The sequence below is a fragment of the Flavobacterium sp. genome, assembly GCF_017985075.1.
Classification (GTDB): Bacteria; Bacteroidota; Bacteroidia; order Flavobacteriales; family Flavobacteriaceae; genus Flavobacterium.
Genome location: NZ_JAGNYF010000001.1, coordinates 14,095 through 30,128 on the forward strand (window position 1 = coordinate 14,095; position 16,034 = coordinate 30,128).

General features: G+C 31.0%; 13 protein-coding genes. 8 read left to right on the forward strand and 5 right to left on the reverse strand.

The window, feature by feature from the left end:
* Positions 1-117: 117 nt before the first annotated feature.
* Positions 118-1,797 carry a HAMP domain-containing sensor histidine kinase gene (locus KA468_RS00060; protein ID WP_291240910.1) on the forward strand — a complete coding sequence of 560 codons (1,680 nt, stop codon included), beginning with the start codon at positions 118-120 and terminating at the stop codon, positions 1,795-1,797.
* Positions 1,790-2,467, forward strand: a complete 678-nt coding sequence (locus KA468_RS00065) for a response regulator transcription factor (RefSeq protein WP_291240911.1) — start codon at positions 1,790-1,792, stop codon at positions 2,465-2,467. Before KA468_RS00060 ends, KA468_RS00065 begins: the two co-directional genes overlap by 8 nt.
* A 4-nt stretch (positions 2,468-2,471) precedes the next feature.
* Here KA468_RS00065 and KA468_RS00070 read toward each other — a convergent pair whose 3' ends face one another.
* On the reverse strand, positions 2,472-3,389 hold the full coding sequence (locus KA468_RS00070) for a GLPGLI family protein (RefSeq protein WP_291240912.1): 918 nt from the start codon (positions 3,387-3,389) through the stop codon (positions 2,472-2,474).
* A gap of 87 nt (positions 3,390-3,476) precedes the next feature.
* Here KA468_RS00070 and KA468_RS00075 point away from each other — a divergent pair, with 87 nt between their 5' ends.
* Both KA468_RS00075 and KA468_RS00080 read left to right on the forward strand, forming a co-directional pair.
* Entirely contained in the window at positions 3,477-4,238 is a 762-nt protein-coding gene (locus KA468_RS00075; protein ID WP_291240913.1) for a hypothetical protein, read from the forward strand.
* Positions 4,239-4,241: 3 nt separating this feature from the next.
* Positions 4,242-4,856, forward strand: coding sequence for a deoxynucleoside kinase (locus KA468_RS00080; protein WP_291240914.1), 615 nt, complete (start codon positions 4,242-4,244; stop codon positions 4,854-4,856).
* Positions 4,857-4,923: 67 nt separating this feature from the next.
* Here the strand turns inward: KA468_RS00080 and KA468_RS00085 are convergent, their stop codons facing one another.
* The 4 genes from KA468_RS00085 to KA468_RS00100 form a co-directional block, all read right to left on the reverse strand.
* Positions 4,924-7,503: a sodium-translocating pyrophosphatase gene (locus KA468_RS00085; protein WP_291240915.1), complete on the reverse strand. Its 2,580-nt coding sequence runs from the start codon at positions 7,501-7,503 to the stop codon at positions 4,924-4,926.
* A gap of 112 nt (positions 7,504-7,615) precedes the next feature.
* The gene (locus KA468_RS00090) at positions 7,616-8,146 is read right to left on the reverse strand and encodes an inorganic diphosphatase (RefSeq protein ID WP_291240916.1); all 531 of its coding nucleotides are present in this window, start codon (positions 8,144-8,146) and stop codon (positions 7,616-7,618) included.
* A 177-nt stretch (positions 8,147-8,323) separates the two neighbouring features.
* Positions 8,324-10,804: a DUF5686 and carboxypeptidase-like regulatory domain-containing protein gene (locus tag KA468_RS00095; protein WP_291240917.1), complete on the reverse strand. Its 2,481-nt coding sequence runs from the start codon at positions 10,802-10,804 to the stop codon at positions 8,324-8,326.
* Between the two features lie 115 nt (positions 10,805-10,919).
* Positions 10,920-11,900, reverse strand: a complete 981-nt coding sequence (locus tag KA468_RS00100) for a pyruvate dehydrogenase complex E1 component subunit beta (protein ID WP_291240918.1) — start codon at positions 11,898-11,900, stop codon at positions 10,920-10,922.
* Positions 11,901-12,153: 253 nt separating this feature from the next.
* Here KA468_RS00100 and KA468_RS00105 point away from each other — a divergent pair, with 253 nt between their 5' ends.
* The 4 genes from KA468_RS00105 (at position 12,154) to KA468_RS00120 (ending at position 15,983) form a co-directional block, all read left to right on the forward strand.
* On the forward strand, positions 12,154-12,900 hold the full coding sequence (locus tag KA468_RS00105) for an electron transfer flavoprotein subunit beta/FixA family protein (RefSeq protein ID WP_291240919.1): 747 nt from the start codon (positions 12,154-12,156) through the stop codon (positions 12,898-12,900).
* A gap of 37 nt (positions 12,901-12,937) precedes the next feature.
* Complete coding sequence (locus tag KA468_RS00110; protein WP_291240920.1) at positions 12,938-13,906, forward strand: electron transfer flavoprotein subunit alpha/FixB family protein; 969 nt, start codon at positions 12,938-12,940, stop codon at positions 13,904-13,906.
* Between the two features lie 123 nt (positions 13,907-14,029).
* Positions 14,030-14,644, forward strand: a complete 615-nt coding sequence (locus KA468_RS00115) for a bifunctional nuclease domain-containing protein (protein WP_291240921.1) — start codon at positions 14,030-14,032, stop codon at positions 14,642-14,644.
* A gap of 22 nt (positions 14,645-14,666) precedes the next feature.
* Positions 14,667-15,983: a nucleoside permease gene (locus tag KA468_RS00120; RefSeq protein WP_291240922.1), complete on the forward strand. Its 1,317-nt coding sequence runs from the start codon at positions 14,667-14,669 to the stop codon at positions 15,981-15,983.
* Positions 15,984-16,034 lie beyond the last annotated feature (51 nt).

Here is a 16,034-nt window from a genome sequence, read left to right on the forward strand (position 1 = left end):
TTTTTCATTTTTTAGTTATTATGCAAAGAAAAGTTGTTTTGTTTTAACCAAGCGTTAATGATTGTTAACGATTGTTAACGTTCATATTTATTATAAAATTGTATATATCTTTGAAGAATGAAGTTAAATACTAAGAAAATAGTCGCTTTTATTACCGGGATAATTTTATTTACAATTTGTTTGCAAGTCTATTGGAATTATAAGAATTATCAATCTAACGAAGTTAGACTTAAAAATGAGATTCAAATTGCTTTCGATAAATCTTTAGAGCTTTATTTTGATGAAGCTTCAAAAGATAAATTCATAACAGTCTTTAGTTCTGATTCTACAATTCAAATTGAAGATTTTATGAATAAAATTAAAACCGACTCAATATTTGGTAAAAAACTTAAAAGAGAAAAGAAAACGCCTAAGGCTAATAACCATTTTACTCATTTATCATTTAATTATAATGACATAAAGAATAAGAAGACTAGAATAGCCTCTGTTGTTTCTCCAAAAATAGATACCCTTTTTTTGTCAAAAAAAACAAGTCCAAAATACAATTTAGATTCATTTAGTATCAATACTCCTAGTATAAAATTAAGTGCTGTACAAATTGAACGTGATTCTTCAAAAAACTATAGTTTTACTAAAAATGCTAAAGCCATAAAACAATCTGATTCTCTTATTGTTTCAGATAAATTTATAATAGCTAAAAAAGACAAAAAGGACAATATTACTGTTTTGAAAGGGAAAAAAGCTATGGATTCCATTCATAAAAACAAAAAGTATCGCAATAAAATTAGTATGACATTTGTTAATGACACCATTAAATATAAAACTTTAGACTCTATTTTTCAATCCGATTTAAAAAGAAAAAGTATTGTTTTAACTTATGAATTTAGTCATTTTAAAAACGACGCTCTTTTTTTTACTTACTTAAAAAGTAAAAATAAATTACCATTTCAAATCAAACCGAATTCCACTTACTTCAAACCTAAAGAGACAGTTTATCTTAATTATAATTACTCAAAAAGCATTATTATTAATCGTATGGGTGTAGAATTGATTTTGTCTTTATTGTTTTCTTTAGCGGTAGTAAGTTGTTTGTTTTTTCTTCTTATTATCATTAAAAAGCAAAAAAAGATTGACGAAATTAAAAATGATTTTATCAATAATATCACACACGAATTTAAAACGCCAATTACAACTATTGGTTCTGCCTTAGAAGGAATGAGTAATTTTAATCCAGATAATGACCTAGTTAAAAACAAAAAATATATTGATATATCATTTATACAGTTGCAAAAACTAGAAAAAATGGTTGAAAAAATATTGGAAACGGCTATATTAAATGTCAAAGAAATTAAATTAAATAAGGAACAAATAAATATGGTTTCTTTTATTAAGTCAATTACAGAAAAACATTTAATGACTTCAAATAAATCGATTTCATTTCATTTTCAAGATAATGTTATGTTATACAATGCAGATCCATTTTACTTAGAAAATGCCATATCAAATTTAATAGATAATGCCATAAAATATGGTGGTGATATTATAGATATTAGTTGTTTTAATTCAGAAAAATTATTGATTATTGAAATTAAAGATAATGGTAATTCCATTACAAAGGCAGATGAAAATCAAATTTTTGAAAAATTTTATAGAATTCCAAAAGGAAATTTACACGATGTTAAAGGATACGGTATTGGATTATATTATACAAAAACGATCCTCGAAATGCATAAAGGTAAAATTGATTTAATTCGAACAAATGAGACTAATTTTAGGATAGCGCTGCCAAATGAATAAAAAAATTAAAATATTGCTTGCCGAAGATGAAGCATCTTTGGGTATTATAATTAAAGAAAGTTTAGAAAGCAGAAATTTTGAGGTAATTTTATGTGAAGATGGTGAGCTTGCTCTGAAGCACTTTAAAAAATCAAATTTTGATGCGCTTGTTTTAGATGTAATGATGCCCAAAAGAGATGGTTTTACTTTAGCACAAGAAATTAGACAAACAAACAAAAACGTTCCAATATTATTTTTAACAGCTAAATCGCAAACAGAAGATGTAGTAAAAGGTTTTAAAATTGGCTGTAATGATTATATAAAAAAACCGTTTAGCATCGAAGAGTTAATTGTACGAATAATTGCACTAACCAATAAAATTCAGAATACTAATTCTACAAAATTTCCTATCGGACTTTATACATTTGAAACAGAATCACAGCAGTTAATATTTAACGATAAAATATATAAACTTACCAACAGAGAATCTGTATTATTAGAGTTTTTTGTAAATAATAAAGGGCAAGTACTTGAAAGAGCTTTAATCCTTAACGCTGTTTGGGGAAATGATGACTTTTTTAGTGGTAGAAGTATGGATGTCTTTATAACTAAATTGAGAAAAAAGTTAAGCCTCGATACTACAATTGAAATTATTAATTGTAGAGGACGAGGCTATAAATTGATATTTTAATATCTTATCTAGAAAATCTCATTTGCATACCACCTCTTGATCCAGGTCCGCCGCCCATTTCACTCATTTCTTTCATTTTTTTAATCATAATATCGTCATATTCTTTTTGAGTGACTTTATCACCACCAGTTGGCGCTTTAATTTCGATTTTTTCTTTTACATTCAGTACTAATTTCGAACACATAATTACGGTTTTTCCGTCGTTTACTTCCATAATTAAACCTGGTAAACCCCAATATTCATCAGGACCTTGATTTACAGGAATTTCTGGACAATACCAAGCAGTTACAGTAACTTCTTTTGGCATATCTATTTCAGCAAAAAAGTTGGTTTTCTTTTCTTCTTTTTTCTCAGAAGTGGCTTTTTCGTCAACTTTTCCTTCCTCTGTTTCTTTTTTAGGTTCTTCTTTTTTTCTTCTAAAATTTCTAAAATCCGTTTTACTCGCTTCTTTAACTGCTGTCGCTTTAAAACAAGTATAATCGCCTATTTTTTTTGATTCGTCACTTAGTACCCATTTTAAATTTGGTAACGAGTCTTTAATTAAAAATTCTTTTCCAAATACTTCTTTATCAACTGTGTATTGTTTTTCTTTAACGTTTTTAAAATACGTTCCGCCACCGCCCATAAAAGACGCCATCATTCTACCGCCACCTCCTTGACCAGGCGCATCAAGTTTTTCTTCTTCTTTGTAAATTGACGAAGATTTATCGAAATTTAGAACGAATGTTTTTTCAAACATTTTTTTCATTCTTTCCATAATTTGAGTTTTCATTTCTGGAGTCATGTCTTTGTTTCCGTCAAAATTTTTAGCAAATTCCGCTGTAGACGTTTTAGATTCGTAAACGGCCATTCCTTGGAAATCTTTCTGTGCAGTGGCCATAAAACTAGATAAACCTAGTACGGCTAAAAATATTTTTTTCATGTTTTAGTTAATTTTAATCAATATTAGACACTAAAAATAACTAATAGTTACACTATAATTTGTTATTTTTGTGTTAATATTCATTATATGCGAATTTTACTATTTTTTTTATTAACTACATTTTATACTTCAGCTCAAAATATTGAGTCTGTTAAGATAACATCTAAACCTTTTCGTTTCGAAGTGTTTTGGGGAAATGACCTGTCAGAAAAACTTTATTTTTCAAATAGGAATACGTTATATAAAGTTAGTAAATCTGATACATTAAACTACGCAAATAATAACTTTGGTAAAATTTCAAGTGTAGAAACGTTTAATATGTTGCAAACGCTTGTTTTTTATAAAGAAAATAATGCTTTTGTATTGTTAGACGCTCAACTTAACGAAATTAAAACTACTATTTTTTCGGAAATTAATTGCGAATTTTTAAAGCCTGCTTCTCAAAACGAATTGTGGTTTTATGATAGTTTAAGTCAGCAAATAGGATTGTACAATTTAAATTCTAAAAAAATAAAATTTCTTTCAAATCCTATAAAAAATATCTCGTATTCGCAATCAGATTATAATTATTTGTATTGGATTGACACTGAAAGAAATTGCTTTTCGATATCAAAATTTGGTAAAATAGCCACATTAGGAAAAGTAAATCCGTGTCTGAAAACAGTATTTTTAAATCAAAACGAATTGTTTTATCTGTTTGACAATAAAATATATTATTATACTTTTGAAAATCAATTATCACAACAGGTAAATATAAATGAAAAATTGATTGAAAATTTTTGTTATACAGATGGATTTTTTTCTATTTTTACAAACTATCAATTAAGTACCTATCAAATAAAAAAATAACATATGCATATAGCTATTGCAGGAAATATTGGGGCTGGAAAAACTACATTAACAAAGCTATTATCCAAACATTTTAAATGGGAAGCACATTTTGAAGATGTAGATGACAATCCGTATTTGGATGATTTTTATCATTCAATGGAGCGTTGGAGTTTTAATCTGCAAATTTATTTTTTAAATAGTCGTTTCAGACAAATTTTAGAGATAAGAAAATCAGGTAAAAAAACCATACAAGATAGAACCATTTATGAAGATGCTTTTATTTTCGCACCAAATTTACATGCAATGGGTTTAATGTCTAATAGAGATTATACCAATTATAAATTACTTTTTGATTTGATGGAAGGTTTGGTTGGAGCGCCAGATTTACTTATTTATTTAAGAAGTTCAATACCAAATTTAGTAGGGCAAATTCATAAACGCGGAAGGGATTATGAAAATTCAATTTCAATCGATTATTTAAGTAGATTGAATGAGCGTTACGAAGCTTGGGTTACTACATACACAAAAGGGAAATTATTAATTATTGATGTGGATGATATAGATTTTGTAAACAATCCAGAAGATTTAGGAAATATTATAAATAGAATAGATGCCGAAATAAACGGTTTATTTTAAAAATTTAAAAGATAAAAAAATGCCTCAACTATTGTTGAGGCATTTTTGTTTTATGGTATAAAGTAAACTATTTCAATCCTTCTACTTTTGCTTTTACTTCTTCTAATGAACCTTCAAAAGTTTGAACATTTACACTCTTGTTTATAGAAGTTGTAACTGTAGCTTTTGCTTTTCCATTATTATTTGTAATTTCTACTTTAACGTTTTTATCAGCGTCTTTAGAACAGCAAGATTTTTCTCCTTCTTTTCCAATGAATTTTCCATTAGCATCATAATGAGACATACACATTTCTTTTTCTTCTGCTGTACAACCTAAAGAATCACACATTTTCGCACATTCATCTTTTGACATGGTTGCGCATTTTGTCATGTCGCATTTACCCATATTTACATCTCCAGTTCCGTGCATTTCAATGATAGTGCATTTCATTTCTTTTTTAGTTCCTTCAGAATGACCTCCTAAAATAGGCGCGATAACCAATCCAATTAAACACGTTAATTTAATTAAGATGTTCATTGAAGGACCAGAAGTATCTTTAAATGGATCTCCAACAGTATCTCCAGTTACAGCTGCTTTGTGCGCATCCGAACCTTTGTATGTCATTTCTCCATTGATTTCAACTCCAGCTTCAAAAGATTTTTTAGCATTATCCCAAGCACCACCAGCGTTATTTTGGAATACTGCCCAAAGTACACCTGAAACGGTAACTCCTGCCATATAACCACCTAACATTTCAGCAATTAATTGATTATCATCTGGGTAAACTAATTTTCCTAAAAGTACAATTGCAATTGGGAAACCTATTGTTAAAATACCTGGTAACATCATTTCGCGTAAAGCCGCTTTTGTTGAAATTTCCACACATTTACCATATTCTGGTTTACCTGTTCCTTCCATAATTCCTGGAATTTCTTTGAACTGACGACGTACTTCGTACACCATATCCATTGCAGCTTTTCCAACAGAATTCATTGCTAATGCAGAGAATACAACAGGAATCATTCCACCAATAAATAACATCGCTAATACTGGCGCTTTGAAAATATTAATACCATCAATCTCTGTAAATTCAACATAAGCTGCAAATAATGCTAATGATGTTAAAGCGGCTGAAGCGATTGCGAATCCTTTTCCTGTTGCAGCAGTTGTATTACCTACTGAATCTAAAATATCGGTACGAGTACGAACTTCTTTTGGTAATTCACTCATTTCTGCAATACCACCAGCGTTATCGGCGATTGGTCCGAAAGCATCAATTGCTAATTGCATAGCTGTTGTAGCCATCATAGCAGAAGCCGCTAACGCCACGCCATAAAAGCCTGCAAAAGCATACGAAGACCAAATTGCTGCAGCAAATAAAATTACAGTCGGGAAAGTTGAAATCATACCTGTAGCTAAACCAGCAATTACATTTGTTCCAGCTCCAGTTGACGATTTTTGTACAATTGCCAAAACGGGCTTTGTACCTAATCCTGTATAATATTCTGTAACTGATGAAATGGCTCCGCCAACTACTAATCCAATTAAAGTTGCGTAAAAAACTCTTATTGATTCTATTGGTAAAATACCTTCACCAAAGAATTTCATTTCTAATGTTTTTGGCAACATAATATCAACAAGAAAATAACATGCAATAGCTGTTAATATAATAGAAACCCAATTTCCGATGTTCAATGCTTTTTGAACTTGAGCTTCTTTAGCATTATCACTTGAAATTTTAACTAACATCGTTCCGATGATAGAAAATAAAATTCCAAAACCAGCAATTGCCATTGGCAATAGAATTGGACCTATTCCACCAAAACTTGGTAAACCATTATAAGCTTCAATAATATTTCCTCCCATATCTCTAATCAAATAGTTACCTAATACCATAGCAGCTAAAACCGTTGCTACATAAGAACCAAATAAATCGGCACCCATCCCTGCAACGTCTCCTACATTATCACCTACGTTATCAGCAATTGTAGCTGGATTACGTGGATCATCTTCTGGAATACCTGCTTCTACTTTTCCAACTAAATCAGCACCTACGTCTGCAGCTTTGGTATAAATACCACCACCCACACGTGCAAATAATGCAATAGATTCAGCTCCTAAAGAGAAACCTGCTAATGTTTCTAAAACTACGGTCATATCTTCCGTATTTGTCCAAACACCACCTGGCATAAAATATCTAAATAATACTATAAAAAAACCTGTTAATCCTAATACGGCTAAACCTGCTACACCTAATCCCATTACCGTTCCTCCACTAAATGAAACTTTTAATGCTTGTGGTAAACTTGTACGAGCAGCTTGAGTTGTTCTTACGTTAGTTTTTGTAGCAATTTTCATACCCATATTTCCTGCTAATGCTGAGAAAAAGGCACCAAAAATAAATGCTACAACAATAAATAAATGTGTTTTAACTCCAGGAATGAAAGTTATTCCAGCTAAAACAATACTTGCAAGAATTACAAATACGGTTAATAATCTGTATTCTGCTTTTAAGAAAGCCAATGCTCCTTCATAAATGTAATCTGAAATTTCTTTCATTTTACCGTCTCCGGCATCTTGTTTTAATACCCATGCGCGTTTCATTGCCATAAAAAGCAATCCAATAATTGCCATAACAATTGGCAAGTAAATCATAAAATTATTCATAGTTTTTTGTAAATAGTTAATGGTTAATTTTAATTCGTTTTAACAAAAATAAACAAAAAAGGCAATTATCGTTAGAATAATTGCCTTTTTTAATAAAAATAATGAAATTTTTTTATTTTATGCTGAATAAACCTTCTGGTTTGTTTTCAATTGCTTCAAAACGTTCAGTGCATTCTTTTATGATGGCACGAGCTTCATTTACATCTCCCCAGCCTTCTACATCAACTATTTTATTTTCCAAATCTTTATATACTTGAAAAAAGTGTTCAATTTCTTTTACCAAGTGTGGATTTACATCACTTAAATCGTTTAAAGAATTCCAAATTGGATCTGAAACTGGAACACAAATTACTTTTTCATCTGGACCTTTGTCATCTGCCATATGGAAAACACCAATTGGTTTTACTTCAATAACACACCCTGGAAATGTTGGTTTGGTTACTAAAACTAATACATCGAGTGGGTCGCCATCTAATGCTAATGTTTCAGGGATAAATCCGTAATCTGCTGGATACATCATTGAAGAAAATAACATTCTGTCAAAACGCATTCTTTTTAAATCAAAATCATATTCATATTTGTTTCGGCTTCCTCTAGGAATTTCTACCAAAACGTCAAATGTAGTTATTTTATCTGCTGTCATTTTTTGTATTTATTTTTCGACGTCAAAGGTAGAAAAAAGATAGAAGTTAGGGTTGAGTGCGTATTCGATTTTTTAAATTATAGATTTTGACGGTAAAAAAATACATTAACTATAAAAATAACTATAAAAATTTATGAAAAATTAATTTTTATTAAAAAATAATCGAAGTTTTGTCTTTTAAAAATAAAAACCAAAACCTACTCGGATTGTGAATTTTCGAGCTTCAGGAATATCAAAATAACTTCCACGCCATGAGGCATCCACTCGCATCACTTTAAATATATTCCCAATTCCTGCAGAATATTCGTAATACCCATCTACTGGTGCTTGATAAATTTGCCCAGAGGCATTAAGCGCTTTGTTTTCGTTTGAAACTGAACCGTAAACGGCTTTTACGCCAATGATTTCTCTCCAGTTTAGTTTTCTAAGCAAAGGCACTCTTGAAAATAATTTTCCATTGAAATTGTGTTCCAAATGAAGTGAGGTATATTGGTCGGCAACAAAATCGTAATAGTTTAATAAATTATAGGTATTATCGATAATAAAAAACGATTGATTACCAGGTATTATTCCCATTAAAGATAAAGGAACTTTTCCGAAAGTTTTTCCTACTTCTAAAGTCGTAAATAATCGTCCAAACCCACCAATTAATAATGGTTGACGATAAAAAAGTTGTAATTTTGAATAGTTGAAATCGCTATTTAAAACCCCTTTTAATCCTTGAGAATAACTTACAAAAATTCTTGGATAATTTAAATCTACTTCCATTCGATCCACGCCATAGCCAATCATTTTTCTATTTGGCGTATAGTTGATTAAGAAATTGACTTCAGATTGAGTTATTTTGTTTGATGTTTGACTAAAAGTGTCATCTATAAAATAGTCCAATTTAAATTCTGGTGAAGCAGAAGATAGCGTTCTGTAAGAGAAACTACTTTCGAAAACCAAATTTTTAACGGGCTCTATTTCGAAACCTAAATTGGTTAAATTTACATTGGTTAATTTATTGTTTGTACCACTTGAGAAAAAAGAAGAAGAAGCAAAACTTCTACCCAATATATCATTTGAAGTAGTTAAGCTTACGCCAATTTGCTCAACATCTCTTCGGTTTCCAAAAGAGGCAATAAAGCGATTTTTCTTATCCAACATTACTCGAGCATTGATTCCGTATTTTATTTTTTGGTCTTTAAAACCATAAGCAGTGTATCCTTGAATGCGCCACGGGTCGTTAGGACCAAAGTACGTTCTTCCTCCTAATCTAATACGTTGCCCTTCTACATCATTGTATCCGAAAGTAGAGAAAATAGGTCCGATGTCAAATTTTCCAACTTGAATGTAACCACTTCCTAAAATAGATACTAAATTGTAAAACCTTTTAATTTTCGGAACTGTTTTTAAGGTGTCGAGCATTTCGTAAATTCCTTTTTCATTAGAATTTAGACTTTCAAATCGATTTTCTTCCCAATATTCCTCAGTTTTGGTAAACGCTTCTTTATTAAAAGTATTGACTTCTTCCCGGTAAAATTTATCGTCTTTTTCGTTATTGAATTGATGATTTTTGAACATAGTTGTTCGTTTTCCGTACATACCATTTGAACCTTCTTTTTTGGTTAGCGCAAAATCCGTCATCATATGATCTCGTTTCAATAAAAAAACCGAATCGTTTAGTACATCAAATTCTTGCTCAATATAAATATCTCGCACCCAGTTGATATTGGCACTTTTACTCGCTTCCATATTGATACTCTTAATGGCATAAGTAGAATCGTTTACCCAAAAATCACCTTTAAAAGTCAATTCGTTTTTTCTTCGTGGATAGTATACAATATTATAACACCATTTTTTATCAATAAATGTACTGTCTGCTAAAACGTAATTATATACTTGAATTCCAGTTCTTGATAAAGGACTTACAAAATCTTTATCGAAAAATTTAAGGTAGTTGTTATAAATATCATAATCGGCATATAAATCTTTTAAAAAGGCATTTACACCATCATTATTTGCATTTCCAAATCCAGAATATTTATTGGCTTCTAAAACGTCTTTTGTTTTGTTTTTTAAATTGTCGCCATATACTTTGCTTTTGGTTTCGTTAATGAAAATAGGCAAGAAATTTTTACCAGTAATGACTGAAGTGTCCACGTGTTGAAAAATAAATTCTACATTTTTGAAGATTTTATTTTTCATAAATGTGCTGTCTATAGAATTGATATCAAATTCGATTTTTTCATACTTATCGTATTCGTATTGATTAAATTGTCGTAATCCATTTTTCTTTTTTCTTTCCCAAATTTTTCTAAGAATGTCTATAGCAGGATTGTTTTTCTTTGAAGTTTTTCCGCCATACACTTTTACTTCGGCAATTTCGTTTGCGTTTTCTAAACTAATTTTTAAATCGTAATTATGTTCACCAGAAAGCGATATTTCTTTGTCTTTATATCCAACAAAGGAAATCACTAATGTAGTATATGTTTTTTTTGATTCTAAGTAAAATTTTCCGTTTTCGTCTGCAATTACGCCTTCTGCGGAATTTTTAAAAGCCACCGTTGCATAAGAAACAGGCTGTTTGGCGTCATCTAAAATGATACCACTAACTTTAGTTTGGGAAAAAGCAAGTGATGAAATTAGAACAATAAGTGTTAGTAGGTTTTTCATTTGGGTAATAGTTATAAAAAAATCCCGATAAAATCGGGATTCAAATATACTTTATTTTAGAGTAGTAGACAAATTGAAAAATTTATTATAATAAATATTTTCTAATTATCTGTTTTTATTTTTTATACATAACTTTTTTAACTGCCTTCACTACATCGTTACTATTTGGCAACCATTCTTTTAATAAAGTTGGTGCGTATGGCGCAGGTGTATCAGCAGTTGTGATACGTTGGATAGGTGCGTCTAAATAATCAAATGCACGTTCTTGAACCATATAAGTAATTTCTGAAGCAACAGAGGCAAACGGCCACGCTTCTTCTAAAACGACTAATCTGTTTGTTTTTTTAACCGAATTAATAATACAGTCGTAATCCATTGGACGAACGGTTCTTAAATCGATAATTTCACAAGAGATTCCTTCTTTGGCTAATTCTTCAGCAGCGATATGCGCTTCTTTAATAATTTTACCAAATGAAACGATAGTCACATCAGTACCTTCGCGTTTGATATCAGCTACTCCAAGTGGAATAATGTAATCACCTTCTGGAACTTCACCTTTATCACCATACATTTGTTCAGATTCCATAAAAATTACAGGGTCGTTATCACGAATGGCAGCTTTTAACAAACCTTTTGCATCATAAACTGTACTTGGAACAACCACTTTTAATCCTGGAGTATTGGCAAACCAGTTTTCAAAAGCTTGCGAGTGTGTGGCTCCTAATTGTCCTGCAGATGCTGTTGGTCCACGAAAAACCATTGGCATTGGAAATTGTCCTGCCGACATTTGACGCATTTTAGCAGCATTATTTATTATTTGGTCAATTCCTACTAAAGAGAAGTTGAACGTCATATATTCTACGATTGGTCGGCATCCATTCATTGCGGAACCTACTGCGATACCTGCAAAACCTAATTCTGCAATTGGTGTATCGATAACACGTTTTGGTCCAAATTCATCAAGCATACCTTTTGAAGCTTTATAGGCTCCATTATATTCTGCAACTTCTTCTCCCATTAAGTACACCGTTTCATCACGACGCATTTCTTCGCTCATTGCTTCACAAATAGCTTCTCTAAACTGTATTGTTCTCATAAAATTAATTCTAAAACTTAGTGAATGGCAAAAATAATAAATTTTAATGAGTACGCTCATTATTATTTAATATTTTTACTCAATCGATTTCTTTAATAATATCTTATCAAATTCTTATTTTTACTTACTTAAATTCAACAATTCATAAAATTTATTTAATTTTTGTGAAAAAACAATATTTTATATGCGTGCATAATATTTTTTTAAAACATTTTTTGTAATTTCGTGGCATCAATATAAAATCAGTATAAAAATGAAAATATTAGTTTGCATCAGTCACGTTCCTGATACTACTTCAAAAATTAATTTTGTTAATAACGATACCGAGTTTGATACAAATGGGGTTCAATATGTTATTAATCCAAATGACGAGTTTGGTTTAACCAAAGCAATTGTGTTAAAAGAGCAAAATGGTGCCCACGTAACTGTTGTTAATGTAGGTGGTGCAGATGCCGAAGCTACTTTAAGAAAAGCATTGGCCATTGGTGCGGATGAAGCCATTCGTATAAATACCAATCCGACAGACGGTTTATTTGTTGCAAAACAATTGGCTAACGTGGTGAAGCAAGGTGGCTACGATTTAATTATTGCAGGTACAGAATCTATTGATTATAATGGAGGAATGGTACCTGGAATGTTAGCGGGATTATTAGGTTTTAATTTTGTAAATGCTTGTATTGGAATTGAAATTTTTGGCACTGAAGCTACAACGATTAGAGAAATTGATGGCGGTAAAGAAACGGCTACATCAAGTTTACCTTTAATTATTGCAGGTAAAAAAGGATTGGTTGAAGAAAAAGATTTAAGAATTCCAAATATGCGTGGTATTATGACCGCCAGAACGAAAGCATTAAATATTGTTGAACCAACTTCAGACGCTAATGCCACTTCTTCAGTGAAATTTGAAAAACCAGCAGCAAAATCAGCAGTAAAATTAATCAGCGCAGATAATATAGATGAATTAATTAATTTATTACACAACGAAGCTAAAGTAATTTAATTGTAAATCGCAAAACGTAAATCGTAAATAAAAAGATATGTCAGTTTTAATATATACAGAATCAAACGAAGGTAAATTCAAAAAAGTAGCTTTTGAGATTGCTTCATACGCTAAAAAAGTAGCCGATATGCTTGGAACAACAGTAACTGCTGTTTCAATTAATGCTACAGAAAATAATGCTTTATCTGCTTATGGAGTGAGTAAAGTGTTAAATGTAACAAATGATAAATTAACGTCATTTAATGCAAAAGCTTACGCAGATGTAATAAAGCAAGCTGCAGAAAAAGAGGGAGCTAAAGTGGTAATTTTAGCATCAACTACAGATAGTTTACACATCGCTCCATTAGTTGCTGTACATTTAAATGCAGGTTTTGCATCAAATGTAATTGAAGCGCCTTTAAGTGTAACTCCATTTCAAGTTAAAAGAAGTGCTTTTTCTAACAAAGCATTTAATTTAACAGAAATTGCTACAGATGTAAAAGTTTTAGGAATTTCTAAAAATTCATTCGGATTGATTGAAAATGCAACTTCATTAACGGAAGAAGATTTTTCACCAGCCTTATCGGATTCAGATTTTGGCGTGAAAGTAACCAATTCAGAAAAAACAACAGGTAAAGTAACCATTGCTGATGCTGAAATCGTAGTTTCTGCAGGTCGTGGATTAAAAGGACCAGAAAATTGGGGAATGATTGAAGAATTAGCCACTGTACTTGGTGCAGCAACCGCTTGTTCGAAACCCGTTTCAGATATTGGATGGCGTCCTCACGGGGAACACGTGGGGCAAACAGGAAAACCCGTTGCAGCTAATTTATACATAGCTATCGGAATTTCTGGAGCTATACAGCATATTGCAGGAATCAACTCTTCTAAAGTAAAAGTGGTAATTAATACCGATGCCGAAGCGCCTTTCTTTAAAGTAGCCGATTATGGTATTGTAGGCGATGCTTTTGATGTTGTTCCTAAATTGATTGAAAAATTAAAAGCTTTTAAAGCGGCAAACGCATAAATTTTTTATATATTGTGCCTCCTAAAAAGGCTATCTAAATACGATAGAAATATCCAATTTAGATAGCCTTTTATTTTATAGAAAATATTTTTATAGTACATTTGAATAAAGTTTAAGTACAAAATGAGTTTAGTTAAATTAACCATTAAAGGAATATCGTATAGTCAAACACAAAATGGAGCCTATGCTTTAATTTTGAATGAAGTAGATGGCGACAGACAATTACCAATAGTTATTGGTGCTTTTGAGGCACAATCTATTGCTATTGCTTTAGAAAAAGAAATTACGCCACCGCGTCCTTTAACACACGATTTATTCAAAACCATCGCAGATAAATATGAAATTGTTATTACTCAAGTGATTATTCATAAATTAGTAGACGGTGTTTTTTATTCAAGTATTGTTTGCGAAAAAGAGGCAAAAGAAGAAGTAATCGATGCGAGAACGTCTGATGCAATTGCGTTAGCCTTACGATTTAATGCACCTATATTTACCTACAAAAACATATTAGATAAAGCTGGAATTTTCTTAAATAAAAACAAACAAGAATTGCATTCAGACGAAGAAATAGATGACGACGATATACTTTCTGAACCTGAAGTTTATGGCGAAGAAGAACCGCAAAACATATATTCAAAATTTTCCATTCAAGAATTACATAATTTATTAGAAGAAGCCATTCAAAATGAAGATTACGAAAAAGCAGCCCTAATAAAAGCAGAAATCGATAGAAAATAATCACCAATCAAAATACTACAAAATGAACATAAAATTAAAATTAACCATTGTGAGTTTTTTACAATTATTTGTATGGGGTGCCTGGTTAACTACTTTGGCAAGTTATGGATTCGGTTTTAAACAATGGTCTGGTGCCGAGTTTGGAATTGTGTTTTCAACTTTAGGTTTAGGTTCCATCATTATGCCACCTATATCTGGAATTATCGCAGATAAATATTTAAATTTAGAAAAATTATACGGAATTCATCATATTTTATATGGAATAATTTTACTTTTTTTACCTGCTATTGATAGCCCTTCTACTTTCTTTTGGGTGTTGCTTGTAGGTATGATTTTTTATATGCCAACGTTATCTTTGTCAAGCTCACTATCTTTTGCAGTTTTGAAAAAATTTAACTTTAATATCATTAAAGATTATCCGCCCATCAGAGTTTGGGGAACTATCGGTTTTATAGCGGCTATGTGGTGTACCAATTTATTTAGTAATGTAAATCCGCCTTTTTCTTTTGGGATTGGAGTAGGAAAAGCGATTGCTTCTATAACCAATATGCCAGTAGAATGTAATCAGTTTTATATGGCGTCTTTTTTCGCAATTCTATTAGGATTTTTTTCTTTCACTTTGCCAAAAATTGAACCAATAAAAGATGAAAGAACAAACAAAACATTTTCTCAAATTTTTGGTTTAGATGCGTTTAAATTGTTTAAAGAATCTAAAATGGCTATGTTTTTTATCTTTAGTATGTTTTTAGGTGCCGCTTTACAATTAACCAATATGTATGGCGAAACCTATATTAAAGATTTTGAAAACGTACCCAAATATGCAGAAACTTTTGTAGTAAAATCGGCAAATATTGTGTTGTCTATTTCTCAAATTTCTGAAACCATATTTATTTTAGCCATTCCGTTTTTCTTACGACGATATGGAATCAAAAAAGTAATGCTTTTCAGTTTAATAGCTTGGGTATTGCGTTTTGGATTTTTCGCTTATGGCGATCCAATTGGAAGTTTATGGATGATTATTATGTCGAATATCGTGTACGGATTGGCATTCGATTTCTTCAATATTTCAGGTTCACTTTTCGTTGAAACCACAACCGATTCTAAAATTCGTTCCTCTGCGCAAGGATTATTTATGATGATGACCAACGGTTTCGGAGCGATTTTAGGAAGTTTAGGAAGTGGATTTTTAATTGACACTTATTTTACAACTGCAAACGGAAAAGACTGGCATAACATTTGGCTAACATTTGCAGTTTATGCTTTAATAATTACTGTTGCATTTGCGGTATTATTTAAGCACGAACACAATCCAAAAGACGTAGAGGCTTTTAATCATTAATTGGGTAAAAGGTTAAGGGTTTTTGGTAAAAGGTTTTAAAAGATTATTTTT

Coding starts and splice junctions, on each gene's coding strand:
- KA468_RS00060 (WP_291240910.1), top strand. CDS start 118: ATGAAGTTAAATACTAAGAAAATAGTCGCTTTTATTACCGGGATAATT.
- KA468_RS00065 (WP_291240911.1), top strand. CDS start 1,790: ATGAATAAAAAAATTAAAATATTGCTTGCCGAAGATGAAGCATCTTTG.
- KA468_RS00070 (WP_291240912.1), bottom strand. CDS start 3,389: ATGAAAAAAATATTTTTAGCCGTACTAGGTTTATCTAGTTTTATGGCC.
- KA468_RS00075 (WP_291240913.1), top strand. CDS start 3,477: ATGCGAATTTTACTATTTTTTTTATTAACTACATTTTATACTTCAGCT.
- KA468_RS00080 (WP_291240914.1), top strand. CDS start 4,242: ATGCATATAGCTATTGCAGGAAATATTGGGGCTGGAAAAACTACATTA.
- KA468_RS00085 (WP_291240915.1), bottom strand. CDS start 7,503: ATGAATAATTTTATGATTTACTTGCCAATTGTTATGGCAATTATTGGA.
- KA468_RS00090 (WP_291240916.1), bottom strand. CDS start 8,146: ATGACAGCAGATAAAATAACTACATTTGACGTTTTGGTAGAAATTCCT.
- KA468_RS00095 (WP_291240917.1), bottom strand. CDS start 10,804: ATGAAAAACCTACTAACACTTATTGTTCTAATTTCATCACTTGCTTTT.
- KA468_RS00100 (WP_291240918.1), bottom strand. CDS start 11,900: ATGAGAACAATACAGTTTAGAGAAGCTATTTGTGAAGCAATGAGCGAA.
- KA468_RS00105 (WP_291240919.1), top strand. CDS start 12,154: ATGAAAATATTAGTTTGCATCAGTCACGTTCCTGATACTACTTCAAAA.
- KA468_RS00110 (WP_291240920.1), top strand. CDS start 12,938: ATGTCAGTTTTAATATATACAGAATCAAACGAAGGTAAATTCAAAAAA.
- KA468_RS00115 (WP_291240921.1), top strand. CDS start 14,030: ATGAGTTTAGTTAAATTAACCATTAAAGGAATATCGTATAGTCAAACA.
- KA468_RS00120 (WP_291240922.1), top strand. CDS start 14,667: ATGAACATAAAATTAAAATTAACCATTGTGAGTTTTTTACAATTATTT.